A 732-nucleotide genomic window follows, 5' to 3' on the forward strand; every position below is an offset into this window, starting at 1 on the left:
GGATTCATAAAATGACTAGAACCGCCCACGACCAATTTGCCAAGCAGTATTTAGAGGAATTGCTTTCGCCCCTAGGACAAGTAGAAACCAGTCGGGACGTAGTTAGCGAAGTGCGACAAGTGGACGTTTATTTTGTCCCTTTTGCCACCCCCGCCACCGAACCGGAAAATTTAGGCACCCTCGGACAAATGGCAAGACAACCTTGTTTGTTCGAGGTATTTCGCAATCCACCCACCCCCTTCGAGGTACGAAACTGCAAGCTAAAACTGTACTCCGTAAAAGGCGAACGATTCCGCCAAGCGCGCCGGGAAAAAAGCGCTTTATCCGAGTCCGAGTTACCGAGTTTGTGGATTTTGTCCCCCTCTTGTTCCGCCAGAGTGTTAACCGGATTTGGGGCCAAGCCGTCCCCGGAGGGAAACTGGACCGAAGGCTTTTATTTTATGCCAGAATTTGAAAGAACGGCACTGGTGGCCATCGACCAACTACCCGTCAACCCAAACACCCTGTGGTTGCGAGTTTTGGGACGGGGTGCCACCCAAGAACAAGCCGTGAATGAATTGCTCGAACTTCCCCCAGGAAATCCATTCCGGCGCAACCTGTTGGAAGTTCTGGCCAACTGGCGAATTAATGTAGAAGTCAGGCAAAATATAGATGAAGACGATCGGGAGTTAATTATGAACTTATCACCTGCTTATTTGCGTTGGCGAGAAGAAGCCGTACAAGAAGGACGCC

Annotated in this window: 1 protein-coding gene; it reads left to right on the top strand. The window is 50.4% G+C overall.

The annotated features are described in order from the left end of the window. Positions 1-11 precede the first annotated feature (11 nt). Positions 12-732 (top strand): hypothetical protein (locus tag AC0QH1_RS05035; protein ID WP_324629818.1); only part of this gene is annotated, 721 nt, incomplete at its 3' end.

It is taken from the genome of Phormidium sp. CCY1219, from assembly GCF_055795085.1.